We start from the raw sequence: 23,484 nt of genomic DNA on the forward strand, positions 1-23,484 counted from the left end.
GGTGCAGATTTCCGCGACACTGCTGCTGGAGCTCGGCGTCATCCTCACAGTGCTGACCGTCCTGGGCAGCGCTGCGCGTCGGTTCGCACTGTCGCCGATTCCGCTGTATCTCCTGGTGGGCCTGGCGCTCGGGGACGGCGGCGTTGCACCGATACCGGCTGCCGGGGAATTCGTCCAGGCCGGGGCATCTATCGGTGTGGTCCTGCTGCTGCTGGTGTTGGGTCTGGAGTTCTCGATCGGCGAGTTCGCCAGCAGCTTGCGCAGACACCTGCCGTCGGCGTGGGTGGATCTGCTTCTCAATGCGATACCCGGAGCGATCGCGGGCTGGCTGCTCGGCCTCAACCCCGTCGGGATCCTCGCGTTGGCCGGCGTTACGTATATTTCGTCGTCGGGGGTCATCGCCAGGCTGCTCTCCGACCTACGTCGGCTCGGCAACCGCGAGACCCCGGCCGTCCTGTCGATTCTCGTGCTTGAGGACTTCGCAATGGCGGCATACCTGCCACTGCTGGCGGTCCTGGCGGCAGGCGGAACCTGGTGGCAGGCGGTTCTCGGCGTGACGTTCGCCGTCGCTGCGTTGGGTGTGGCGTTCACCGCCTCCCTTCGCTGGGGACATCACCTCGGCCGGCTGGTCGCGCATCCGGACAACGAGCAGCTCCTACTCCGCATCATGGGCCTGACGTTGATTGTTGCTGCGCTGGCCGAGTTCGTGCACGCGTCGGCCGCGGTCGGTGCGTTCCTGGTGGGCCTAACGTTGACCGGTGAAGCCGCGGACCGTGCGCGGATCGTGCTGAGCCCGCTGCGAGATCTGTTCGCGGCAATCTTCTTCCTGGCCATCGGGTTCTTCGTAGACCCCGCCGAATTGGTTCCGATGTTGCCTGCGGCGGTGGCGCTCGCGGCGGTGACCGCCCTGACAAAGGTATTGACCGGCCGGTTCGCCGCCCGTCGCGACGGGGTGGCCGGGCCTGGACAGTTGCGTGCGGGTATGGCATTGATCGCTCGCGGTGAATTCTCACTGGTCATCATCGGCCTGGTCGCGACGTCGATCCCACAGGTCGGTGTGGTGGCGACTCCCTACGTATTCATCCTCGCGATAGTCGGGCCGGTGCTGACCCGCGTCAGCGGAAGCGGCCAACGCACGGCGTTGCGGCAGATCGGCGAAACACCGGCGACCGACCGGCAATAGCGTCGCCGGTCGACCACAGACAGCGGACCCGTCTCTGCCACCCACGCGGGCCCGGCACTAGGTTTTTCCGACGCCGTAGCCCGCAGCCCCGTAATGTCCGCCGTGTGCACACGGTGTTCGATGCCCCCGTAGATCCCCGGTTGATCGAACATTCCCTTGCGGCAAGCTCCTTCGGTTCGATGTGGCTGGACATTCCCCGGCCCGCCTACCCCCAGCTGAGCGCACCGATCACCTGCGACCTGCTCGTGGTCGGCGGCGGCTACACCGGGCTCTGGACGGCACTGCATGCCGCCGAGCGCAATCCGGACCGGCGCATCATCCTCATCGAGGCGAACCGCATCGCGTGGGCGGCATCGGGACGAAACGGCGGATTCGTCGACGCGAGTCTGACTCACGGAGCCGAGAACGGAAAAGCGCGCTGGCCCAACGAGATCCACGCTCTGGACGAGATGGGCATCCAGAACCTCGACGGCATGCAGGCCGACATCGAGCGGCTGAGGCTGGATACGGAGTGGCAGCGCACCGGGATGCTCTCCGTCGCCACCGAACCGCATCAGGTCGACTGGCTGCGGGACGCCGCGAACGGGGGAGAGGGCCGCTTTCTCGACACGGAGCAGGTGCGCGCCGAGGCGAACTCACCGACCTACCTGGCGGGGCTGTTCAGTGCCGACACGTGCGCCATCGTCCACCCGGCCAAGCTGGCGTTCGAGCTCGCCCGCGCGTGCACGGATGCGGGCGTGCAGATCTACGAGCGCGCCAACGCCACCCGGTTGGAGTCCGCGTGCCCTGCGCTGCGCGTACACACCGCCGCCGCGGCCATCACCGCGCGCCAGGTGGTGCTGGCGACGAACGTCTACCCGAGCCTGTTGCGCCGCAACCGGTTGCACACCATTCCGGTCTACGACTACGTGCTGGCGACCGAGCCGCTGACCGACGCGCAGCTGGACCGCATCGGGTGGCGAAACAGGCAGGGAATCGGCGACTGCGCCAACCAGTTTCACTACTACCGGTTGACCGTGGACAACCGCATCGTGTGGGGCGGTTATGACGCGGTGTATCACTTCGGAGGCAAGGTCGATCCGGCCTACGAGGACCGGCCCGACACGTATCAGCGCCTCGCCGCGCACTTCTTCATCACGTTCCCTCAACTCGGCGACGTCCGGTTCTCGCACCGCTGGGCCGGTGCCATCGACACCAACACTCGCTTCTGCGCGCACTGGGGTCTGGCCCACGATGACCGCGTCGCCTATGTCAACGGGTTCACCGGTCTTGGCGTGGGCGCGGCGAGGTTCGCGGCCGACGTGTGTCTGGATCTGCTCGACGGAATCCCCACCCCGCGCACCGAGTTGGAGATGGTGCGCCGACGCCCGTTGCCGTTCCCGCCCGAACCGATCGCGAGCGTCGGCGTCCAGGCGACGCGATGGTCTCTGGACCGCGCCGATCATTCGGCGGGGCGCCGCAACGTTTTTCTTCGGACACTCGACGCGCTGGGCCTCGGCTTCGATTCCTGACGGCCCCTTGGCGAATCGGGCGCGCGTATCAACCGGGGCGGTCGATATGCGCGCCCGATTCGCCAAGAATGGCCGCCGTTGCCACTCTGTAACGCTTCTGTGATCCTTGCCGATGGGCTGAAGTAGGTACGCCAGTTGGGTGATTGCTCCTGGTCGGGCGCGGGTGTCACTTCTCGCACTCGGCCTGTGGGCATCTCTTGACGCCGGTACCCTTTACACACTTGAGACCCAAGGGGGCGGCGATGCGCCGACGATCGTTACGCGTATTCGCGACAGTGGCGGCGTCACTCGGCGCGCTCGTACTCCCCGGTGTGCCGGTGCAAGCCGATCCGGGCGTTGTCGTGTTCCCTGGCATGGAAATCATTCAGGGCACCAACGCGTGCACATTGGGATTCGTCGACCCCGGCGCGCGCGTCGCCTACACCGCGGGCCATTGCCGCGGCGACGGCACCGTGCAGGACGGTGGCCGCAGATACATCGGGCAGCAGGCGTCGTTCCGCGACAACACCCCCGACGGCGCGACCATCGACACCAACCATCAGATCACCGACTGGGAGGCGATCAGCCTCGCACCCGACGTCGCTGTCAACAACGTTCTGCCGCGCGGCCTGGTGCTGGTGTCCGATCCTGGCGTCGTGCCCACACCCGGTCTGCCGGTGTGCCACTTCGGTGTGGTCACGGGCGAGAGTTGCGGGAACATCCAGGCGGTCTACAACGGCTGGTTCACGATGGCCAACGGTGTGGTGAGTCAGAAGGGCGATTCCGGCGGGCCGGTCTACTTCATCACCCCCGACGGCAGGGCCGCGATGATCGGGATGTTCAACAGCACCTGGGGGCAGTTCCCCGCCGCGGTGTCCTGGCATGTCGCCAATCAGCAGGCGGGCCAGGACGTCATCTCCGCGGCATCGGCTCCGGTGCCCTAACGCAGGAGTTCGAACACGGGAATCGACGGCGCTGTCGCGCTCATCTCCGCGTCCGAGGATTCGGGTGTCAGTCCGCCGACATGTCCCTTCACCTCCCAGAACCACCGATCAAGATAGTGCCGCAACAGTTCCGGCTTGGCGACGTCGGCGACCTCGGTGATGCGCACCTCGTGGCTGCGCCAGCGCGGACCCATCTCGATGGCGCCCGCCGCCCGCGCGTTGCGAACCCACTGGGTGGTGCCGCGCGGTGAAACCAGGTAGTCGCGGTCGTCGACGGTCAGCAGATTGACGACCACTCCGCGACGCTTTCCGGTCTTTCGGCCCCGGACCCGCACCGCCACAGTGCCGGCGATGCTGATGCCGGCCTCGGCGAGCAGGCGGAACAGTTCGTTGAAGGCGCGGGCAGCGGGTGTGGGCTGGTCGTAGCGCAAGGACATCACATTCTCCTTCATTTCGAGAGCGGTGCTCTCTCTCGAGGGTGGCACGCGGTGGCGGGGAATGCAAGAGCAGTGATCTCGTTTTGTGCGACACTGGCGGCATGGGCAAGCGGCAGGACGCGCGCGACCGCATCGAGAGCCAGATCATCGAGCTGGGCCGTCGTCACCTGGTCACCGAAGGTGCCGCCGGGTTGTCGCTGCGCGCCATCGCACGCGACCTCGGCATGGTGTCGTCGGCGGTCTACCGGTACGTGGCCAGCCGCGACGAGCTGCTGACGCTGCTGCTCGTCGACGCCTACTCGGAGCTGGCGGACGCGGTGGACGACGCGGGCGCTGCCGAGGCGGCGTGGTGCGACCGGCTTTTCGTCATGGCGCAGGCCGCCCGGCGGTGGGCCGTCGATCACCCGGCGAGTTGGGCGCTGCTGTACGGCAGCCCGGTGCCGGGGTATCGCGCTCCGGCGGACCGAACCGTCGGCCCGGGCACGCGAGTTGTCGGCGCGCTGTTCGGCGCCGTTGCCGCGGGCATCGCGGCCGGCGATATCTCGACCTCGGAAGTCGCTGTGGGGCAGCGGTTGTCGTCGGATTTCGACCGGGTACGCGAGGAGTTCGAATTTTTCGGCGACGACTCCGCGGTGGCCAAGTGCTTACTGCTGTGGGCGGGGCTGATCGGGGCGATCAGCCTGGAGGTCTTCGGCCAGTACGGGGCGGACACGCTCACCGACCCGGGGGACGCCTTCGACCTCCAGGTCAACCTGTTGATCGAGATGCTCACACGATAATTCAGTATTGACTTATATAAGGCGTTACTTTAATTTAGGGAGCGTGCACGCATTCGACGTCCTGGGTGACCCGGTGCGTCGGCGCATTCTCGAACTACTCGCCGAGGGCGAGCAGTCGGCTGGGACCATCGGTGCGCAGATTCAGGGCGAGTTCACGATCAGCCAGCCGGCGGTGTCGCAGCACCTCAAGGTGTTGCGCGAGAACGGATTCACCTCGGTACGGCCGGACGGGCAGCGCAGGCTCTACGCCGTCAACGGCGCGGCGCTACGCGACGTCGACGAGTGGCTTGACGGTTTCCGCCGGTTCTGGGCGCCGCGACTCGACGCCTTGGCGACCGAGATCGCACGAGGTAAACGACAACGCAGAAGCCAAGGAAGGCAACATGACTGAGGTCGACATCGAGCATCAAATCAACGCCGTCGAGCGCAAGTTGGGATCGCGCATCATCGATGCCAAGGAAGCGCACGTCGTCACCATCAGCCAGACCTACGACACCGATCAGAACGACCTCTGGGACGCCGTCACCAACATCGAGCGTATTCCCCGGTGGTTGATGCCCATTTCCGGCGACCTGACCGTCGGCGGTTCCTACCAGTTGGAGGGTCAGGCGGGCGGCACCGTCCTGACCTGTGATCCGCCCAAAAACTTCACCGCGACTTGGGAATTCGGCGGAGGTGTCAGCTGGATCGATGTCACCGTCAGCGCCGACGGCCCGGACCGCTCGCGCTTGGTGATCGAGCACATCGCCCACGTCGACGACCACTGGGACCAGTTCGGGCCCGGCGCGGTCGGGATGGGCTGGGATTCGATGGTGCTCGGGCTCGCGATCCACGTGGCTACCGGGGAGGCCATCGATCCGTCCTTCGGTGAGCAGTGGATCGTCACCGACGACGGTCGGCGGTTCCTCACGCTGTCCGGCGAGAGGTGGTGTGACGCGAACATCGCGTTCGGAACCGACCCGTCGACAGCGCGCGAGATGGCACAGCGATGCCTGGCGGCGTACCTCGGCGAGGAAAACTAGAACACGTTCTAGCCATCTGGGGCGGCCGGGGATATCCTCGACCCGATGCATGCCCAGACACCTGTCCAGATTGCGTGGGTGACGCGGGACCTCGACGCCACCGAAAAGGCGCTGACCACCATGTTGGGCGCCAAGAAGTGGGTGCGAATACCGGACGTCCACTTCGCGCCCGACACGTGCACCTTTCGCGGCGTGCCCGCCGACTTCACCGCCGATATTTCGTTCAGTTACGCCGGTGACACCCAGCTCGAGCTGATCGCACCGGTCAGCGGTGGCCAGAGCGTGTACACCGAGTTCCTCGACGCCTGCGGACCCGGTCTGCACCACATCTGTGTCGAGGCACCCGACTTCGCCGCGTTCGACGCTGCGCTGCGCGACGCAGAAGCCAACGGGACCCCCGTCGTGCAGCAGGGGATCATGCCCGGCGGGATGAGGTTCGCCTACCTGTCGGCCGCCGACGCCGGCGCCCCCTACATCGAGATCGCCGTCATCCCCGACGAGATCAAGTCATTTTTCGACTATGTGAAACAGGAGCAACAGTGAGCGCTCTCGACATTCCGGACGCTGTCGATGCGGCCGATGTTCAGTCATGGTCTGACGAGGTCGACGTCCTGGTCATCGGCTTCGGTATGGCCGGCGGCTGCGCAGCGGTGAGCGCCGCGGCGGCAGGAGCCAACGTTCTGGTGCTGGAGAAGGCGGCCGCGGCCGGCGGCACCAGCGCGATGGCCGGTGGCCACTTCTATCTGGGCGGCGGCACAGCGGTGCAGCAGGCCACCGGACACGACGACAGCGCCGAAGAGATGTACAAGTATCTCGTGGCCGTCTCGGCCGCCCCGGATCTCGACAAGATTCGCCTCTACTGCGACCAGAGCGTCGAACACTTCGATTGGCTTGAGGCGCTTGGCTTTCAGTTCGAACGCAGTTTCTGGAAGGGCAAGGTCGTGGTGCCGCCCGGCACCGAGGGGTTGTCCTATACCGGTAACGAGAAGGTATGGCCGTACTGCGAGCAGGCCAAACCGGCGCCGCGCGGACATTCCGTTCCGGTTCCGGGGGAGTTGGGCGGTGCAGCCATGGTCATCGACCTGCTGGTGAAACGTGCGACCGATCAGGGCGTGCAGATCCGTTATGAGACCGGCGTGACCAATCTGGTGGTCGACGACGGCCGCGTGGTCGGGGTCCGCTGGAAGCACTTCGGCGAAGCCGGGACGATCAAAGCCAAGGCAGTCGTCATCGCCGCCGGCGGATTCGCGATGAACGCCGACATGGTCGCCGAGCACACTCCGGCCCTCGGCCAGAAGCGGAAAACCAAACACCACGGCGAGGTGGAGCCCTACATCCTGGGCAACCCCTACGACGACGGAGTCGGCATCGCCCTCGGCGTATCGGCCGGTGGCGTGGCGGAGAACCTCGACGGGCTGTTCATCACCGCCGCCGCGTACCCGCCGGAGATTCTGCTGACCGGTGTCATCGTCAACAACCGGGGCGAGCGGTTCGTCGCCGAGGATTCCTACCACTCACGCACATCGGCGTACGTCCTGGAACAACCCGACCAGCAGGCATACCTGATCGTCGACGAAGCGCACATGCAGATGCCCGAGATGCCGCTGATCAAGTTCATCGACGGATTCGAAACGGTCGCGGAAATGGAAGAGGCGCTTGGCATTCCGGCGGGTAAGCTCGCCGCCACCCTCGACCGCTACAACGAGAATGCCGCGCGCGGTGAAGACCCGGACTTCCACAAGCAGCCGGAATACGTTGCGGCACAGGACAACGGCCCGTGGGCTGCGTTCGATCTGTCACTGGGCGTGGCGATGTACTCGGGATTCACCATGGGTGGTCTCGACGTGTCCATCGACGGACAGGTGCTGCGCTCCGATGGCAGCGTCATCGAAGGCCTCTATGCCGCGGGCGCCTGCGCGTCGAACATCGCGCAGGACGGTAAGGGCTATGCCAGCGGCACCCAGCTCGGCGAAGGTTCGTTCTTCGGCCGCCGTGCGGGTACACACGCCGCACGGGCCTAGACCGGCGCGGGTTCCTCTCCTCCGACCAGGCCGAACCGCCATTCACCCTCGCCGAGCAGCTCGAGTTCATGGGTGTGATGCTGTTCGAGCGCCTTGCGGTGGCTGACGCTGACCAGAATGGTGTCGGGCAGCTCTTTGCGAATGAGGGTGTACAGCAGGTACTCCAGACCTTCGTCGAGTGCCGAGGTCGACTCGTCGAGGAACACGGCCATGGGCTTGGTCAACAGAATGCGGGCGAACGCGATGCGCTGCTGTTCGCCTGGGGAGAGCACCTTGGCCCAGTCCTCGACTTCGGCGAGCCGATCGACCAGGTGCGGCAGTGCCACCTGTTCCAGCGTGCGCTTCAGGGTCGGGTCGTCGATGTCGCCTTCCTCGCTCGGATAGCTGACGACCGCGCGTAGATTGCCGAGCGGAACGTAGGGCATCTGGGACAGGAACATGGTCTCGTTGGGTCCGCAAGGCCGGGTCAAGGTGCCGGTGGTGAACGGCCACAACTCGGCGAGGCTGCGCAACAGGGTCGTCTTGCCGGAGCCGGATTCGCCTTTGACCGCCAAGGTGTCGCCCACCTCGAGGCGCAAGTCGAGTGGTTTGACGAGCTGTTTACCGTCGGGGGTGCGTACTTCTATGTCCTTGAGTTCCACGGTGCCGTCCTTGCACGCGGTGGTGGTGATCTCGGGGAGCGCCCTGCCCTCTTCGTTCGCGGTGAGCAACCCGTCGAGGCGGATGATCGACGCGCGGTAGCCCGCGAACGCGTCGTATGCGTTGCGGAAAAAGGACAGTCCATCCTCGATGGTGCCGAAGGCCGAAGCCGTCTGCGTCATGGCGCCGAGCGTGATTTCACCCGCGAAGAACCGGGGGAACTGAAACAGGTACGGAGGCACGACGATGATCTGGCTCATCGACAGGTTCCAGCCGTAGAACCCCAGCATCCGGTTGATCCAGCGCTTGTAGTTGGCGACGATCGGCGCGAAGAGTTTGCGCAACCCGGTGCGCTCGGCGGCTTCGCCGCGATAGAACGCAACGGCCTCCGACGCGTCGCGCAGCCGCACCAGCGCGTAACGGAACGCTGCGTTGAACTTCTCGTTGCGGAACGACAACCAGATGATCGGCCGGCCCACCCAGAACGCGATGGCCGATGCAAAGAGCACGTAGGCAATCAGGATGAAGAACATCGCCTTGGGCAACTCGTAGTTCACGATCGGCAGCGTGAGCGACCCCGAGAGGTTCCACAGAATCGCGGTGAACGAAATCATCGAAGCGATTGCGTTGACCCCACCGAACAGCAACGTCGATGTCGACGCGTTCCCGGGAGTGTTCGGAAGCCCACCCACGCCCGCGGTGAAGATGTCGATGTCGTACTGGATTCGCTGATCCGGGTTGTCGATCGTGTCGTCGATGAAGCGACCGCGGTAGTACGCCTTACCGTCGAGCCAGTCGCCCGTCAGCCGATCGGTGAGCCACGCGCGCCACGCCAGCATGAAGCGCTGGGTGATGAACAGATCGAGCATGATCCGCGCGACGTGCAGGAACGCCAGCACCGAGAACACGATCATCGACATGTAGAAGCCGTCGCGCCCGGAATTCTTGACCTCGTCGTTGCCCGTCGCCAACCCGCCCGCGACGGCCTGTAGGGCGGTCATCATGTCGTTGCCCTGGAAACTGAACAGCACGGTCAGCCGAACGCCGACCATCACCGACAGCAGAATCACCGCCAGCCACAGCCACACCCTGACACTGTCCGGGCCCTTGAAATAGTCGCCGGTGATGCGCCAGAACTGCCTACCCCACACCGTGTACTTGGCGATCAGGACACAGATCAGCAGCGTCGCCACCGCAGCGATCAACCATGCCTGGCCGATCCACTGCAGCGACGTCAGGAGCTGATTGCCCCAGTCCATCGTGGGGACGAACATTCCCTCTTCCACTGTGGCAAGGTACCTCCCCAGCCTGTTACAGGCGTTACCAGTGGTCTCAAGTCTCGGTGGCGAGGCTGTCGAGCCGCCATTCGCCGTCGCCCATCAGTTCCAGTCGTCGGCTGTGGAACTGTTCGACGGTGGTGCGGTGGCTCACACTCACCACGATGGCGACGGGGAGCTCGGCACGCAGCAACTCGTAGAGCATCGACTCCAGACCCTCGTCCATCGCGGAGGTCGACTCGTCCAGAAACACCACCGCAGGCCGATTCACCAGGATGCGGGCGAACGCGATGCGTTGCTGTTCGCCCACGGAGAGCACCTTTGCCCAGTCCTGGGCGTCGTTGAGGCGGATCGCGAGGTGTGACAGTGCGACCTTCACGAGAGCCTCTTGGATCTCCCGGTTGTCCACCCCGTTCGCGAGGGGATAGGACGTGATGGCCCGCAGGTCGCCGAGCGGCAGATAGGGAAGTTGCGGGACGAACATCGCGCCGGCACGGCCGGCGGGAAACCGGACGCTGCCCGAGGCGAAGGGCCACAAGCCGGCCAGGCTCTGCAGCAGGACCGTCTTGCCGATCCCGGACCGCCCGCTGATCAACAGCGAATCGCCCGGATCGAGCCGCAGCCCCAGCCCGTGCACGAGCAAGTCGCCGCTAGGCGTGCGGACATCGACATCGTCGATCTCCAACGAATCGTCCATCGACCCCGTGGTGTCCACCGAAGTGAACATCCCCGCTCGCGAGTTCTGGTCGGCCAACCCGTCCAGCCGGATGATGACCGCGCGATAGCTCGCGAATTGGTCGTAGGCGTTGCGGAAGAACGACAGCGAGTTGTGGATCTCGGTGAACGCAGTCGACGACTGCCACACATCTCCGAACGAAATCCGTTGTGCGAAAAGCGCTTGCGCTTGCACTATCCACGGAAGGGGATTGATCGCCTGACTCATCGTCACGTTGAAGCCGAAGAACAGCATCATCCGGTTCAACCAGTTGCGGTAGTTGCGCATGACGTCGGAGAGTCGCCCGTCGAGCAGTTTGCGTTCCGCATTCTCGCCGCGATACAGACCCACGGCGGCACCGGTATCGCGCAACCGCACCAACGCATACCTGAAGCCGGCGTTGCGCAGTTCGTTGAAATAACTCAAGCGGATCAGCGGACGGCCGATGACGAAGGCGACGATCGTCACCACCAACACGTAGGCGATCACGATCCAGAACAGCGCCTTGGGCAGCACCATGCCGCCGACGGTGACGGGTTCGGACAGCCGCCAGAGAATCGCACCGAACGACAGCACCGACACCACGGCGTGCACCGCGCCGAACAACAGGGTGTTGCCCGAGTTGAAGATCGGGTTGTTCGGGTCGCCGCCGACGCCGGCGGTGAAGCTGTCGATGTCCTGCTGGATTCGCTGGTCGGGGTTGTCGATTGGCCGACGGGTGAACTGGGCACGGAAGTACGCGAAGTCGCTGAGCCAATCGCCGATGTAGCGGTGGCTCAACCAGATTCGCCACCGCATCATGAATCGCTGGGTCACGTACATGTCGATGAGCAGGCGCACGAGATAGCACCCGGCGAGGATGCCGAACACCGCGATCGACGCCCAGAAGCCGTCGATACCGGATGCCCGTGCCGCGCCGTCGGAACCGCCCTGAAACGCGATCTGAATTGCGGTGAACAAATCGTTGACGTAGTAGGTGAGTAGCACGTTGATGCGCACCGAAACGATCGTCGACAGCAGCAGGAATCCGACGACCGCCCACGTCGACGCGCTCTGCCTGCCGGTGAAATAGCCCGCCGTGATGCGCCAGAACTGGCGCCCCCACTCCGTCATACGGCCGAGGAGAACGAAGACCACGACGAGGCACACCGCGGTGATGACGAATGTCTGCGCAATCCAGATCGCAGAGTTGCCGAGTTCGCGGCTCCAGTCGATGGACGACTCGAACTGTGAGTTCAAGCAGCGCCACCCCCCGCGCTCAGTTGAACGTCTTCCGCAGGTGCGCCGTCAAAGCGTCGACATCATCGTGCGCAGCGGCGAATCCGAGGTATCCGTCGGGCCTGACGAGGAAGCTGGAATGACCGGTCGTCGAGTACGCCGTTGCGAAATTCGACTCCGCATCGCGCACCAACGGCAGTACCGTGCCTGCGACGTCGGCGCCCGGCGCGGCGACCAGATACACGTCGAGATGGCCGCCGGCGATGGCCGCCGCGGCATCGGCGGTCCGCTCGAACTGCTCCACGTCGGCGGATCCTGCGCGGCTTTCCGCGTACAGCAGCAGCGTGTGCCCGGGCCCGAGCAGCGAGAACAGCCGCAGCGGCCCGGTGACCGCGGCGCGCGTCAGACCCGTCGCATCGGGCGCCCGCCCGCCGGTGTTGGCTCCCACGATGGGGCTGTCTGCGTAGTTGATGAGCAGCTGAGCCTCGCGACGGATGACGTAGTCGACGTCGGTGGAGTCGGCGCCGATGCCCGCACGCGCACTGCGCACCGTTCGGCCCACAACCTCCTCGCCGACGGGGCGCCGCTCGGCGTCGTAGCTGTCGAGCAGATCGGGCGCCGCACGTCCGGCTGCCGCGAGCGCGAGCTTCCACGCCAGGTTGTGCGCGTCCTGAATTCCGGTGTTCATACCCTGCGCACCCGTCGGGGGGTGGATGTGCGCGGCGTCACCCGCGACGAACACCCGCCCCCGGCCGTAGGCGTCGACGATGCGGTGGCTGATCCGAAAGACCGAGGACCAGCGCATGTTTCGTGTTGTTGCCGGCTCGGGGGAGAGCCTGTCGAGCACCGCCTGCACATGGCTCAGCTCGGGCTTGCGGTCGCCCTCGAAGCCGTGCGCAATGCCCTGCGACGGCGCCGCGGACAGCTCGGGCGGCACGAGCATCGACATGCGGTACCGGCCTCTGCCCGGCAGCGGAATGCACACCAGCAGATCGTCGGTCGCGCCGTCGGTTTGATGCATTGCGCGCAGCGCCCAGCCTCGTGGCAGGGACCAGTCCACCTCGACGTCGCCGAGCATGTACTGCTCCTCGAACGCTGCACCCTCGAACGCCAGGCCAAGGGTCTTGCGAACGATGCTGTGCGCACCGTCGGCACCGATGAGATAGTCGGCGGCGACGGTGCGCTCACCACGGTCGCCGGACAGTGTCACGCTCACACCGTCCGTGTCGTGCTCGAACCCGGCGACGCTGACCCCCCGCTCGACCTCGACGCCACGCAGGGCCAGTTCCTCGCGCAGGATTCGCTCGGTGGCGTACTGCGGTATCGCGATGAACCCGAACGGCACGTCGGACGGAATCGCGAACTCGACCTGGCCGACCTTCTCGCCGTTGACGTACACGATCTGCCCGTGCATCTCGATGGCCGCGTCCAGAATGCGTCCCAACAGACCCATCGATTCGAAGACTTCGAGTGTACGTGGTTGCACACCAACGGCTTTCGCATACTGCACCGGTTCCAGCAGCGGATCGACGATGCGGCAGTCGACACCGCGGCGCCTCAGCTCGATGGCCGCGGTGAGTCCGACAGGGCCGGCGCCGGCGATCAGTACTTGCGTTTGCGAAGAGTTCGGCACGCGCTGATTATGCTGCCTTCATGAGCAACGACGCTCCCATATCCGATGCCTCTTCCGTCAACGCCGGACACCTCATCGCCCGGCGACTGCGGGCCAGCGGAATCGACACCATCTTCACGCTGTCCGGTGGACATCTGTTCTCCATCTACGACGGCTGCCAGGCCGAGAACATTCGCCTGATCGACACCCGACACGAACAGACCGCGGCGTTCGCCGCCGAGGGTTGGTCGAAGGTGACCCGCGTACCCGGCGTGGCGGCACTCACCGCCGGACCCGGCGTCACCAACGGGATGAGCGCAATGGCCGCCGCTCAGCAGAACCAATCGCCACTGGTGGTGCTCGGTGGCCGCGCACCCGCGGCGCGCTGGGGTCAGGGTTCCCTGCAGGAAATCGACCACGTGCCGTTCGTGGCGCCGCTGACCCGGTTCGCGGCGACCGCGCAGTCGCCGGACGCCGTCGGCTCGCTGATCGACGACGCATTGCGCGCCGCGGCGGGAAGCGGCGGCCAGTCGACCGGGGTGTCGTTCGTCGACTTCCCGATGGACCACGTGTTCGGCACCGCTCATGACGATGGCGCACCTGGCGCGCTGGCAGGTCCGTCCGCGGCGGTGCAGCCCGACGCCAATGCCGTCGACGTGGCCGTCCGGCTGCTCAGCGAGGCCCAGCGACCCGTGATCATGGCGGGCACCAACGTGTGGTGGGGCCATGGCGAGACCGCACTGCTGCGTGTGGCCGAAACCCTGCGTATCCCGGTACTGATGAACGGCATGGCGCGCGGCATCGTGCCCGCTGATCACGACCTCACATTCTCGCGAGCGCGGTCGAAAGCGTTGCGGGAGGCGGACGTTGCCATCGTGATCGGTGTGCCCATGGACTTCCGGCTGGGCTTCGGCGCCGTGTTCGGACCCGAGACCACCCTGCTCGTGGCCGACCGCGTCCAACCCGACCGACCGCATCCTCGCGAGGTCGCCGCCGAAATGTACGGGGATCTGACGACGACCCTGGCCGCGCTGGCGGGCGCGACGCGATCCGATCACGAGGCCTGGATCGCCGATCTGCGCACCACAGAAGCCGCCGGGCGGGCAACAGAGGCCGCCGAGCTGGCCGATGACCGCACGCCCTTGCACCCGATGCGGGTGTACGCGGAACTGAGCGCACTGCTGGACCGCGACGCGATCGTCGTCATCGACGCCGGTGATTTCGGCTCCTACGCGGGCCGGGTCATCGACAGCTATGTGCCCGGCGCCTGGCTGGACAGCGGTCCGTTCGGCTGCCTGGGGTCGGGACCGGGTTATGCGCTGGCCGCGAAGCTGGCCCGGCCCGACCGGCAGGTCGTGCTGCTGCAAGGCGACGGTGCGTTCGGGTTCTCCGGTATGGAGTGGGACACGTTGGTGCGGCACGGAGTTCACGTGGTGTCGATAATCGGCAACAACGGAATCTGGGCGCTGGAAAAGCACCCCATGGAGATGCTGTACGGCTACTCGGTGGTTGCGGAGTTGCGGCCCGGCACCCGCTACGACGAGGTCGTCACCGCACTGGGCGGCCACGGTGAACTGGTGGCGACGCCGGCCGACCTGCGGCCGGCGCTGGAGCGCGCCCTCGCCGCCGGATTGCCCGCGGTCGTCAATACGCTGACCGATCCGACGGTGGCATACCCGCGCCGCTCCAATCTGGGCTGATCCTCGGCGCACCGACGGCCGACGTGTGGTCATGCCCGCCGAGGCGGGCCGCGTACCGTAAAGCTGTGGCGAAGACCAAAACCCGCACCTCAGGTCGTGTCAGCAGTCGGTTCTGGCGGATGCTCGGGGCGAGCACCGACAGGGATCAGGCCTCGTCGATGGCCCAGGTGAGCGACTCGGCGGAGTTCGACGCGAAGGCCGCTGACCTCGACGACGAGCAACTGCTCAAAGCCGCCAGACTGCTGAATCTCGACGACCTCGCCGATTCCGCGGACATTCCGCAATTCCTGGCGATCGCGCGCGAGGCATCCGTCCGGACCACCTCACTGCGGCCGTTCGACGTGCAGCTGCAGGCCGCCCTGCGGATGCTTGCGGGCGATGTCGTCGAGATGGCCACTGGTGAAGGCAAAACCCTCTCGGGCGCCATAGCCGCAGCGGGATATGCGATCGGCGGCCGGCACGTGCACGTCGTCACGATCAACGACTACCTGGCTCGCCGCGACGCCGAGTGGATGGGCCCGCTGATCGAAGCGCTGGGCCTGACCGTCGGCTGGGTCACCGCCGAATCGACGGCCGACGAGCGGCGCAAGGCCTATAAATGCGACGTCACCTACGGCTCGGTCAACGAGATCGGGTTCGACGTCCTGCGGGACCAGCTGGTCACCGACGTCGACGATCTGGTGTCGCCGAACCCCGATGTCGCGGTGATCGACGAGGCCGACTCGGTGCTCGTCGACGAAGCATTGGTGCCGTTGGTATTGGCGGGCACCACGCACCGCGAGACCCCCAAAGTCGAACTGATCCGGATGGTCGGCGAACTGACCGAGGGCAAGGACTACGAGACCGACTCCGACAGCCGCAACGTGCACCTCACCGAGAGCGGTGCGCAGAAGCTCGAAGCCAAGCTCGGCGGTATCAACCTGTACTCCGAGGAACACGTCGGCTCCACCCTGACCGAGGTCAACGTCGCGCTGCACGCCCACGTGCTGTTGCAACGCGACGTGCACTACATCGTTCGTGACAATGCCGTACACCTCATCAACTCCTCGCGTGGCCGCATCGCCCAGCTGCAGCGCTGGCCCGACGGACTGCAGGCCGCGGTGGAGGCCAAGGAGGGCATCGAGACCACCGAGACCGGTGAGGTGCTCGACACCATCACAGTGCAGGCCCTCATCGACCGGTACCCGACGGTGTGCGGCATGACCGGCACCGCGTTGGCGGCCGGCGAGCAGCTACGCCAGTTCTACAAGCTCGGTGTGTCGCCAATTCCGCCGAATACTCCCAACATTCGCGAGGACGAAGAGGATCGCGTGTACGTCACTGCGGCGGCCAAGGCCGCCGCGATCGTCGAGCACATCGTCGAGGTGCACAAGACCCGCCAGCCGGTGCTGGTCGGTACTCGCGACGTCGCCGAGTCCGAGGACCTGCACGAGCGACTGGTCAAGGCGGGGGTGCCCGCCGTCGTGCTCAACGCGAAGAACGATGCCGAGGAAGCCGCAGTCATCGCCGAGGCCGGCGCGCTCGGATCGGTGACGGTGTCCACCCAGATGGCCGGTCGCGGAACTGACATCCGGCTCGGCGGGTCCGACGAAGCCGACCACGACGACGTCGCCGAGCTGGGCGGGCTGCACGTCATCGGCACCGGCCGCCACAACACCGAGCGGCTGGACAATCAGCTGCGTGGACGCGCCGGACGTCAGGGCGATCCCGGCTCGTCGGTGTTCTTCTCCAGCTGGGAAGACGACGTGGTGGCCGCGCACCTCGATGCGAACAAATTGCCGATGCAGACCGACGAAGACGGCCGCATCGTCAGCCCCAAGGCGGCCAGCTACCTGGACAGCGCGCAGCGCATCGCCGAAGGCCGCATGCTCGACGTGCACGCCAACACGTGGCGCTACAACCAGCTGATCGCTCAGCAGCGCGCCATCCTGGTGGAGCGCCGCGACACCTTGTTGCGCACGCCGACCGCGCGTGACGAGCTGCAGGAGCTGTCGCCGGACCGCTACGACGAGCTGGTGGAGCAGGTCGGCGAGGAGAAACTCGAGAAGATCTGCCGCCTGATCATGCTCTACCACCTCGACCGCGGCTGGGCCGATCACCTCGCGTTCCTCGCTGACATCCGGGAGAGCATCCATCTGCGGGCACTCGGCAGGCAGAACCCGCTCGACGAATTCCACCGGATGGCCGTCGACGCGTTCGCCTCGCTGGCAGCCGACGCGATCGAGGCCGCACAGCAGACCTTCGACACTGCGCCCTCGATCGAGGACGAACCAGGCGTCGACCTGTCCAAGCTGGCCCGGCCGACCTCGACGTGGACGTACATGGTGCACGACAACCCGCTGGCCGACGACACCTTGTCGGCGCTGAGTTTGCCGGGGGTATTCCGCTAGGTTCTATCCATGCAGGAGCAGCGCGACCGGGTACTGACGGTGCCCAACGTGCTCAGCGCGCTACGTCTGGTGCTGGTGCCGGTGTTCCTCTGGCTGCTGCTGGTGGTGCACGAAAACGCATGGGCCGTGGCCGTGCTCATGTTCAGCGGCTTCTCGGACTGGGCCGACGGCAAGATCGCGCGCCTGGTCGATAATCAGTCGTCGCGGCTCGGCGAGCTGCTGGACCCGGCAGTGGACCGCATCTACATGGTCGCCATCCCGATCGCGTTGGCCATTCACGGATCGGTGCCGTGGTGGATCGTGCTGACCTTGCTCGGTCGCGACCTCGTGCTCGCCGCCACGCTGCCACTGCTGCGCACTCGGGGGCTGACCGCGCTGCCGGTCACCTACATCGGCAAGGCGGCGACGTTCGCGCTGATGTCGGGGCTTCCGCTGATTCTGCTCGGACAGTGGGATGCGTTGTGGAGCCGGGTGATTCTCGCGTGCGGCTGGGCGTTCCTGATCTGGGGTCTGTTGATGTACCTGTGGTCGGGCGTGCTGTATCTGATCCAGGTGTCGATGGTGATGCGTCAAATGCCCAAAGTGGGGCGTTGAGGCCACCGGAGGTGATGATGAGTCAGCTCGGCGGCTACGACCCGGAAGCCGGACGAAGCGCCCACGTGGCGAATCGGCCGACGTTGATTCCGGTGCCGTCGTTGCTGCGCTCCCTGCTGTCGGACCATCTGGATCCCGGCTACCAGGCGGCCGCGGATGCGAAAGGACAGGGGCAGCAGCGCAAGCGGTGGCAGTCGTGGGCGTGGCAGATCACGGGCGCGGTGTTGATTGCGCTGGTGTTCGTCGCCGCGGTCGGCCAGGCCCGGTCCACCGCACCCGGCGTGCGGGAGACCCAGCACGTGCTGTCCGGCAGCGTGCGTTCCGCCGAGGCGGCGGTGGCCGACGCCTCGAGCCGACGCGATGCCCTGGCCGCCGAGGTGGATACCGAGCAGCGCCAACGCCTCGAGGGCGACGCGCGCGGTCAACAGCTGCTCGGCCAACTCGACGAATCGAACCTCGCCGCCGCGGCCACCGCCGTGATCGGGCCCGGTCTCGAGATCACCGTCACCGATCCGGGAATGTCGTTGGACCTGTCCGACGTGTCGAAGGAGCGGGTGCCCGGCAGCCAGCAGGTGATCCTCGACCGCGACCTGCAGCAGGTGGTCAACTCGCTATGGCTCAGCGGCGCGGAGGCGGTCTCGGTGGGCGGTGTGCGCATCGGGCCGAACGTGACGATCCGCCAGGCGGGCGGCAGCATCCTGGTCGACAATCAACCGATCAGCAGCCCATACGTCATTCTCGCCGTCGGACCGCCGCACGCGATGCAGGACATCTTCGATCGCAGTGCCGGACTGCACCGGCTTCGGCTGCTGGAAGCGTCGTACGGTGTCGGAGTCCAGGTGAGCACCTCCGAGGCGCTCACCCTGCCGGCGAGTCCGATTCGGGAAGTCAACTTCGCCAAGGAGATTGGGCAGTGATCAGCAGATGAAGCCACAGTCGTGATCGGGATCGCCGCACTCGTCATCGGCATCGTCCTCGGGTTGGTGTTCCACCCGGACGTGCCGGAGTTCGTCCAGCCGTATCTGCCGATCGCCGTCGTCGCCGCTCTCGACGCCGTGTTCGGCGGTCTGCGCGCCTACCTGGAACGCATCTTCGACTCGAAGGTGTTCGTAGTGTCCTTTGTGTTCAACGTTTTGGTCGCCGCGCTCATCGTCTACGTCGGAGACCAGCTGGGGGTCGGTACACAGTTGTCCACCGCCATCATCGTGGTGCTCGGCATCCGAATCTTTGGCAACGCGGCCGCGTTGCGGCGCAGACTGTTCGGCGCGTGACCCCTTGACCGACGACACGCCTGCACACTCGGCCGAGCCCGATCAGCACGGCCGCCACGAACTGCCGCCGGATGCGCCGTCGCCCGAGATCGGCGAGCTGCATCGCGGTGGGGTTGTCGGCGTCGTGGCGCGCGGTCGGTCGCAGATCGTGTTCGGTGCACTCGCCGTGGTGCTGTGCGTGCTGCTGGGGCTGGCGATCATCACCCAGGTGCGGCAGACCGAATCGGGCGACTCGCTGGAGACCGCCCGCCCCGCCGACCTGCTGGTGCTCTTGGACTCCCTGCAGCAACGCGAGGCGGCGTTGAACACCGAAGTGGCCGACCTGCAGCGCACGCTGACGCAATTGCAGGCCTCCGGCAGCAGCGATCAAGCGGCGATCGAGAACGCGCAGGCCCGGCTGGCCGCCCTGTCGATCCTGATCGGCACGGTGCCCGCGACCGGCCCGGGCGTGACGCTGACCATCACCGACACCACCCCGGGAGTGCCGGCCGAAACGATGCTCGACGTGATCAACGAGCTGCGCAACGCCGGCGCCGAAGCGATGGAGATCCGCGGGGGAGGATCGGCGGTGCGCGTCGGCCTGGACACCTGGGTCGTCGGGAGCCCCGGTGCGCTGGTCGCCGACAGTGTGACGCTCAACCCGCCGTATTCAGTTCTGGCGATTGGTGATCCGCCGACACTGGCTGCGGCGATGAACATTCCCGGCGGCGCAAAGGACAGCGTCGAGCGGGTCGGCGGCTCGATGGAAGTGCAGCAGTCCGACCGAGTGGACATCACCGCCTTGCGGCAACCAAAACCTCGCCAATACGCTCAGCCAGTCAAGTGAGCTGAGCGCGGCAGCAACGAACCCGCGGAGACAAACACCGCGGTGAACCGCGAATGAGAATAAGGAGCGCCGTGAGCGAAATCCCAGCCGACCTGCACTACACCGAGGAACACGAGTGGGTGCAGCGCACCGGTGACGACACCGTCCGGGTCGGAATCACCGACTACGCGCAGTCGGCGTTGGGCGACGTCGTTTTCGTCCAGTTGCCGGACGTCGGCGCCGACGTGACCGCGGGCGAGTCGTTCGGCGAGGTGGAGTCCACGAAGTCGGTGTCGGATCTGTACGCACCGCTCAGCGCGAAAGTCCTTGCGGTGAATGGTGATCTGGAGGGTAATCCCCAGCTCGTCAACTCCGACCCCTACGGCGCAGGTTGGCTGCTGGACCTGCAAGTCGACTCCGGTGCGCTGGCCGACGGCCTTGGCAAGCTTCTGGACGCCGACGGCTACCGCGCCACAGTGAGCGAATGACGGGTTGTTAGGGTTCTGCAGACCGGATAACCAACCAGAGGCGGATCCGGCGGTGGTGGACACAACGACGTCCGCCTCGCGGTACGGTCGACACAAGACGAACTTTCGGCTGAGGGTTGGCCTGATATCGCCATATCGCCACAGCGGCCAGTGAGGAGCAGCGGGTGACGGACAAGGACCAGAATTCCGGGGCGGACCAGACGTCTGACGATGTCACCGTGGAAACGACATCAGTCTTCCGCGCGGACTTTCTCAACGAGTTGGACGCCCCGGCAGCGGCGGGCGCCGAAGGAGGGGTCACGGGGGTCGAGGGCCTGCCCGTCGGTTCTGCCCTGCTGGTCGTCAAGCGCGGGCCCAACGCCGGTTCACGATTTCTGCTGGACCAGCCCACTACGTCGGCGGGTCGACATCCCGATAGCGACATTTTCCTCGATGATGTGACGGTGAGCCGTCGTCACGCCGAGTTCAGGCTCGAGAGCAACGAGTTCCAGGTCGTCGACGTCGGCAGTCTCAACGGCACCTACGTCAACCGGGAGCCCGTGGATTCCGCGGTGCTCGCCAACGGTGACGAGGTGCAGATCGGCAAGTTCCGCCTGGTGTTCCTGACCGGGCCCAAGGGCGACGACGAAGGTGGGCCCGGCTAGTGGTCGATGAGCGCTTGCGCGAAGAGCGTGACTCCGATGAGCGCGCTCGCGACGAGTAAATGAGTCAGCCCGACACCCCCGCTCTGACTGGGATGTCGATCGGAGCGGTCCTCGATCTGCTGCGACCGGACTTCCCGGACGTGACCATCTCCAAGATCAGGTTCTTGGAGGCCGAAGGACTGGTCACGCCGGAGCGCACGGCATCGGGCTACCGGCGGTTCACCGCCTACGACTGCGCTCGTCTGCGGTTCGTCCTGACCGCCCAGCGCGACCAATACCTACCGTTGAAAGTCATCAAGGCGCAGCTGGACGCCCACCCCGACGGCGAGTTGCCGCACGCCGGATCCGCTTACGGGGTACCGCGTTTGGTGCCGGTGTCGGGCGACGACCCAGACTCCAGCGCCGGAGTATCAGGCGTCGCGCCGACGCAGGTGCGGCTGTCACGCGAGGACCTGCTGAACCGCTCTGGCGTCGACGACGAACTTCTCACGGCGCTGGTCAAGGCGGGCGTGATCACTCCCGGCCGGGCCGGCTTCTTCGACGAGCACTCCGTGACCATCGCCCAGTGCGCTCGCGCGCTGGCGGAGTACGGCGTCGAAGCGCGTCACCTCCGCGCGTTCCGATCGGCGGCCGACCGTCAGTCCGACCTGATCGCACAGATCGCGGGGCCGGTGGTCAAGGCGGGTAAGGCAGGTGCCAGGGACCGCGCCGACGATCTGGCGCGTGAGGTGGCGGCGCTCGCCATTACGTTGCACACGTCATTGATCAAGTCGGCGGTGCGCGACGTTCTTGATCGCTGAGGATTAGACTCAAATTTTGCAGGCTATCGGCGCGAAGGGCGGACACAGATGGGTGAGGTTCGTGTGGTCGGCATTCGCGTGGAGCAGCCCCAGAATCAGCCGGTGCTGCTGCTGCGCGAGTCCAACGGCGACCGCTACTTGCCGATTTGGATAGGTCAGTCGGAGGCCGCGGCCATCGCACTCGAGCAGCAGGGCGTGGAACCGGCGCGACCGCTGACCCATGACTTGATCAGAGATGTCATTGGGGCCCTTGGCCATTCGCTCAAGGAAGTGCGCATCGTCGACCTGCAGGAAGGCACCTTCTACGCAGACCTGATCTTCGATCGGGACATCAAGGTGTCGGCGCGGCCGTCGGATTCCGTGGCGATCGCACTGCGGGTCGGGGTGCCGATCTACGTCGAAGAGGCGGTGCTCGCCGAGGCCGGCCTGCTGATACCCGATGAGAACGACGACGAAGCAACCGGTGCGGTGCGTGAGGACGAGGTCGAGAAGTTCAAGGAGTTTCTCGACAGCGTGTCGCCCGACGACTTCAAGGCCACCTAGCGTTTTGGGGACGCTCTCCGTGGGCATTTCGGTGAGCTTTGTCACGGAAGAGTCTCGTAGTCCTCGACACGCGGCGCGGGTTTCTTCAAACCGTTAATCGGGCAGCCATACTTTGGTGGTCGGACCTGCTGATGGGCAGTCGCGGGCCCGGCGGAAGCGTATGCTCGACACATTCGGGCTTGGGCAAACGTGCTGCCATGCAGGTCACAGACGCGAGTTCGACCGGCGAGAGGATTCGAAAGTGGGAGACACGCCACGTCAAGAGGAGTTCGATCTGTCCTCGACCAGCGGTCCCGCCGAATCGGGAATCACCGTTACCAGCGCACCCGTCCAGGGTGGTCTTTTCCCCGATGACTCGGTTCCCGACGAGCTCGTCGGATACCGCGGTCCGAGCGCATGTCAGATCGCCGGCATCACGTACCGGCAGCTGGACTACTGGGCCAGGACGTCGCTGGTGGTGCCGTCGATCCGCAGCGCTGCCGGTTCGGGCAGCCAACGGCTGTATTCGTTCAAGGACATTTTGGTTCTCAAGATCGTCAAGCGGCTGCTGGACACCGGGATCTCGCTGCACAACATCCGGGTCGCCGTCGATCACCTGCGTCAGCGCGGTGTTCGGGATCTGGCCAACATCACGCTGTTCTCCGACGGCACCACGGTTTACGAGTGCACCTCGGCCGAAGAGGTGGTCGACCTGCTACAGGGTGGTCAGGGCGTCTTCGGTATCGCGGTGTCCGGCGCGATGCGCGAGCTGACCGGTGCCATCGCCGACTTCCCAGGTGAGCGGGCAGACGGCGGCGAGTCCATCGCCGCACCCGAGGACGAACTGGCGTCACGGCGTAAGCACCGCGACCGCAAGATCGGCTGACTTTTCTCTCGAGTACCCGCAGTCGCGGCGTGGGTATGAAGCCTGTC

General features: G+C 65.9%; 23 protein-coding genes. 19 read left to right on the forward strand and 4 right to left on the reverse strand.

Features of this window, described 5'->3' with window-relative positions; all coding sequences use genetic code 11:
* Position 1: 1 nt before the first annotated feature.
* The 3 genes from BST47_RS19225 (at position 2) to BST47_RS19235 (ending at position 3,617) form a co-directional block, all read left to right on the forward strand.
* Complete coding sequence (locus tag BST47_RS19225; RefSeq protein WP_083127234.1) at positions 2-1,183, forward strand: cation:proton antiporter; 1,182 nt, start codon at positions 2-4, stop codon at positions 1,181-1,183.
* A gap of 104 nt (positions 1,184-1,287) precedes the next feature.
* Positions 1,288-2,694 (forward strand): NAD(P)/FAD-dependent oxidoreductase, encoded by a 1,407-nt coding sequence (locus BST47_RS19230; RefSeq protein ID WP_083127235.1) that lies wholly within the window; start codon positions 1,288-1,290, stop codon positions 2,692-2,694.
* Positions 2,695-2,936: 242 nt separating this feature from the next.
* Positions 2,937-3,617: an Rv1815 family serine proteinase gene (locus BST47_RS19235; RefSeq protein ID WP_083127236.1), complete on the forward strand. Its 681-nt coding sequence runs from the start codon at positions 2,937-2,939 to the stop codon at positions 3,615-3,617.
* Here the strand turns inward: BST47_RS19235 and BST47_RS19240 are convergent.
* Positions 3,614-4,054 (reverse strand): nitroreductase/quinone reductase family protein, encoded by a 441-nt coding sequence (locus BST47_RS19240; RefSeq protein WP_083127286.1) that lies wholly within the window; start codon positions 4,052-4,054, stop codon positions 3,614-3,616. The two genes, BST47_RS19235 and BST47_RS19240, sit on opposite strands and share 4 nt — an antisense overlap.
* Before the next feature lie 101 nt (positions 4,055-4,155).
* Between BST47_RS19240 and BST47_RS19245 the strand changes: the two genes are divergently transcribed.
* From BST47_RS19245 to BST47_RS19265, 5 genes are read left to right on the forward strand one after another with little or no spacing between them, the layout of a single operon-like run.
* A complete protein-coding gene (locus BST47_RS19245) occupies positions 4,156-4,833 on the forward strand; it encodes a TetR/AcrR family transcriptional regulator (RefSeq protein ID WP_083127237.1) in 678 nt (225 codons plus the stop codon).
* A gap of 43 nt (positions 4,834-4,876) precedes the next feature.
* The gene (locus BST47_RS19250) at positions 4,877-5,224 is read left to right on the forward strand and encodes an ArsR/SmtB family transcription factor (protein ID WP_083127238.1); all 348 of its coding nucleotides are present in this window, start codon (positions 4,877-4,879) and stop codon (positions 5,222-5,224) included.
* On the forward strand, positions 5,217-5,855 hold the full coding sequence (locus BST47_RS19255; protein WP_083127239.1) for an SRPBCC family protein: 639 nt from the start codon (positions 5,217-5,219) through the stop codon (positions 5,853-5,855). The genes BST47_RS19250 and BST47_RS19255 overlap by 8 nt, the downstream gene beginning before the upstream one ends.
* A gap of 45 nt (positions 5,856-5,900) precedes the next feature.
* Positions 5,901-6,398: a VOC family protein gene (locus BST47_RS19260; protein WP_083127240.1), complete on the forward strand. Its 498-nt coding sequence runs from the start codon at positions 5,901-5,903 to the stop codon at positions 6,396-6,398.
* Positions 6,395-7,876 carry an FAD-binding protein gene (locus tag BST47_RS19265; RefSeq protein ID WP_083127241.1) on the forward strand — a complete coding sequence of 494 codons (1,482 nt, stop codon included), beginning with the start codon at positions 6,395-6,397 and terminating at the stop codon, positions 7,874-7,876. Before BST47_RS19260 ends, BST47_RS19265 begins: the two co-directional genes overlap by 4 nt.
* On the opposite strand, the gene BST47_RS19270 is transcribed toward BST47_RS19265, so the two are convergent.
* Genes BST47_RS19270 through BST47_RS19280 form a run of 3 tightly spaced genes read right to left on the reverse strand, consistent with a single transcriptional unit; the run spans position 7,873 to position 13,358 of the window.
* Complete coding sequence (locus BST47_RS19270; RefSeq protein ID WP_083127287.1) at positions 7,873-9,789, reverse strand: ABC transporter ATP-binding protein/permease; 1,917 nt, start codon at positions 9,787-9,789, stop codon at positions 7,873-7,875. The genes BST47_RS19265 and BST47_RS19270 overlap by 4 nt on opposite strands.
* Positions 9,790-9,847: 58 nt before the next feature.
* Positions 9,848-11,746 carry an ABC transporter ATP-binding protein/permease gene (locus BST47_RS19275; protein WP_083127242.1) on the reverse strand — a complete coding sequence of 633 codons (1,899 nt, stop codon included), beginning with the start codon at positions 11,744-11,746 and terminating at the stop codon, positions 9,848-9,850.
* 19 nt (positions 11,747-11,765) lie between these two features.
* The gene (locus BST47_RS19280) at positions 11,766-13,358 is read right to left on the reverse strand and encodes an FAD-dependent monooxygenase (RefSeq protein ID WP_083127243.1); all 1,593 of its coding nucleotides are present in this window, start codon (positions 13,356-13,358) and stop codon (positions 11,766-11,768) included.
* A gap of 20 nt (positions 13,359-13,378) precedes the next feature.
* Between BST47_RS19280 and BST47_RS19285 the strand changes: the two genes are divergently transcribed.
* The 11 genes from BST47_RS19285 (at position 13,379) to BST47_RS19335 (ending at position 23,437) form a co-directional block, all read left to right on the forward strand.
* Positions 13,379-15,037: an acetolactate synthase gene (locus BST47_RS19285; protein ID WP_083127244.1), complete on the forward strand. Its 1,659-nt coding sequence runs from the start codon at positions 13,379-13,381 to the stop codon at positions 15,035-15,037.
* Between the two features lie 65 nt (positions 15,038-15,102).
* A complete protein-coding gene (secA2, locus tag BST47_RS19290) occupies positions 15,103-17,427 on the forward strand; it encodes an accessory Sec system translocase SecA2 (RefSeq protein ID WP_083127245.1) in 2,325 nt (774 codons plus the stop codon).
* A 9-nt stretch (positions 17,428-17,436) separates the two neighbouring features.
* Positions 17,437-18,021, forward strand: a complete 585-nt coding sequence (locus BST47_RS19295) for a CDP-alcohol phosphatidyltransferase family protein (protein ID WP_083127246.1) — start codon at positions 17,437-17,439, stop codon at positions 18,019-18,021.
* A 17-nt stretch (positions 18,022-18,038) separates the two neighbouring features.
* Complete coding sequence (locus BST47_RS19300; RefSeq protein WP_083127288.1) at positions 18,039-18,938, forward strand: DUF881 domain-containing protein; 900 nt, start codon at positions 18,039-18,041, stop codon at positions 18,936-18,938.
* A 21-nt stretch (positions 18,939-18,959) separates the two neighbouring features.
* Positions 18,960-19,292: a small basic family protein gene (locus tag BST47_RS19305; protein WP_006243660.1), complete on the forward strand. Its 333-nt coding sequence runs from the start codon at positions 18,960-18,962 to the stop codon at positions 19,290-19,292.
* A 4-nt stretch (positions 19,293-19,296) separates the two neighbouring features.
* A complete protein-coding gene (locus tag BST47_RS19310) occupies positions 19,297-20,118 on the forward strand; it encodes a DUF881 domain-containing protein (RefSeq protein WP_083127247.1) in 822 nt (273 codons plus the stop codon).
* Between the two features lie 71 nt (positions 20,119-20,189).
* Complete coding sequence (gene gcvH, locus BST47_RS19315) at positions 20,190-20,585, forward strand: glycine cleavage system protein GcvH (protein ID WP_083127248.1); 396 nt, start codon at positions 20,190-20,192, stop codon at positions 20,583-20,585.
* Between the two features lie 164 nt (positions 20,586-20,749).
* Positions 20,750-21,229, forward strand: a complete 480-nt coding sequence (garA, locus tag BST47_RS19320) for a glycogen accumulation regulator GarA (RefSeq protein WP_083127249.1) — start codon at positions 20,750-20,752, stop codon at positions 21,227-21,229.
* A gap of 59 nt (positions 21,230-21,288) precedes the next feature.
* The gene (ftsR, locus tag BST47_RS19325; RefSeq protein WP_083127250.1) at positions 21,289-22,029 is read left to right on the forward strand and encodes a transcriptional regulator FtsR; all 741 of its coding nucleotides are present in this window, start codon (positions 21,289-21,291) and stop codon (positions 22,027-22,029) included.
* A gap of 48 nt (positions 22,030-22,077) precedes the next feature.
* Positions 22,078-22,572, forward strand: a complete 495-nt coding sequence (locus tag BST47_RS19330) for a bifunctional nuclease family protein (protein WP_006243655.1) — start codon at positions 22,078-22,080, stop codon at positions 22,570-22,572.
* 241 nt (positions 22,573-22,813) lie between these two features.
* On the forward strand, positions 22,814-23,437 hold the full coding sequence (locus BST47_RS19335; protein WP_006243654.1) for a MerR family transcriptional regulator: 624 nt from the start codon (positions 22,814-22,816) through the stop codon (positions 23,435-23,437).
* Positions 23,438-23,484 lie beyond the last annotated feature (47 nt).

The sequence above is a fragment of the Mycolicibacterium tusciae genome (genome assembly GCF_002086795.1).
GTDB classification, from domain to species: Bacteria; Actinomycetota; Actinomycetes; order Mycobacteriales; family Mycobacteriaceae; genus Mycobacterium; species Mycobacterium tusciae.